This window comes from Arthrobacter sp. 05T47, from assembly GCF_056395825.1.
Genome location: NZ_JBFTKG010000146.1, coordinates 1 through 1,412, shown reverse-complemented (window position 1 = coordinate 1,412; position 1,412 = coordinate 1). Strand labels below are relative to the sequence as shown.

The 1,412-nt window shown below is 65.7% G+C and carries 1 protein-coding gene; it reads left to right on the top strand.

Annotation, left to right across the window (positions count from 1 at the left end; translation table 11 throughout):
• Positions 1–346, top strand: a 346-nt coding sequence (locus tag AC1DEY_RS23400; RefSeq protein WP_476870086.1) for a transglycosylase SLT domain-containing protein, incomplete at its 5' end; no start/stop codon positions are given.
• Positions 347–1,412 lie beyond the last annotated feature (1,066 nt).

Genomic DNA, 1,412 nt, shown 5'->3' with positions numbered 1-1,412 from the left:
GCTGGCCGACAACACCCCGCTGTTCGACCCGGCCTTCAACCTGCGGGTCGGCCAGGACTACTTCACCTGGCTCATGGACCGCGGGCTGCAGAGCCCCGACCTGCTGCGCGCGGTGGCCGCCTACAACGGCRGACCGGGCACCCTCTTGAAGGTGCAGCAGCAGCTGGGCGCCGACTGCGACAGCCTGCTGCTGATCGAGAGCCTGCCGGCGCTCGAGACCCGCAACTACGTCGAAAAGGTCATGGCCTCGTACTGGACCTACCGCCGCCTGCTGGGCGCCGAGACCAAGACCCTCGACGCCGTGGCCAGCGGCGCCAAGGTGATCGACTTCAGGCTGGATATGTAAAAGCTCCCTTCTCCCCTTGCGGGAGAAGGTGTCAGCGMAGCTGACGGATGAGGGGTCGAAAGGCCTCTCCGCATAGTTCTGAGAGACCCCTCACCCGACCTCGCTYCGCGAGGCCACCCTCTCCCGCAAGGGGGAGAGGGACATGGAGAGGCGATCTCCCGTGGAMATCCACGWAAGCTGATGGGGAGGCGCGGAGCGGCCGGGCGGAGCCCGGGGACCGTAGGTTTGTTTAGCGTTTCGGCTTCGTCGACCGCTCCGCCGCGTCGTTATTCCGGAGGGCCGGAGGCGCGGGTGCTGTTTCAACCCTGGACCCGGCTGTCCCACGGACGGGCAGGAYCAATAGCCCCGCGGTGATCCGGCGGCGGCCTCGGCTGATCCTGTTAGGCCGGTTTGACGATCCCGGCCCTGTCGACCCGCTCGTTGCGCCGTGGACGGCTTGGCGGCCCAATCACGCCTYSTGAGCGATCCTGCAAACCCGCCTTTTCCCACGACGCTTCAAGCGGCCCCGCTCGATGCGGTCCTCGCCACGCTTGGGCCGGTACCAAGAGCCCTCCCCATGGCGGGGACGGCTTTGATTATGACCCGGGTTTCWGCSCGTCTGATTGAAKTGGMYGAGAAAGTTGYAAGCGATTGAGTTCGTGGRACTCTTTTCGACGAACGCCGGGGRTCCACGCTGCTYTATCCCCGTCCGGCTCCTGYTCCTTCTCCCTGGAGGGAGAAGGCAGCCTGCGAAGCAGGTCGGWTGAGGGGTTAGGGACGGWCGACGGCGTGCCGGCACGCCGGTTGGCGGCGTAACCCCTCACCCTCCCAGGCTTCGCCTGGGCCCCTCCCTCTCCCTCTGGGAGAGGGTGTTTCATGCGTTGTTGCGTCGCAGCATGCGGCCTTGATTTGACAACGTTGTCATCTTATATGACCGGCGTCGGGGCGATCCGGTCCCGGCGATGCAAGATGACTGGATTTGCCATGCTGAGCCTCATCGCTCTGGCCGTTTCGGCCTACAAGAACCGCGCCGCCCTGTAATTCGGCTGCGGTCGCTCCGTTTTCGGGGCGCCTCGAGGAAATGGCC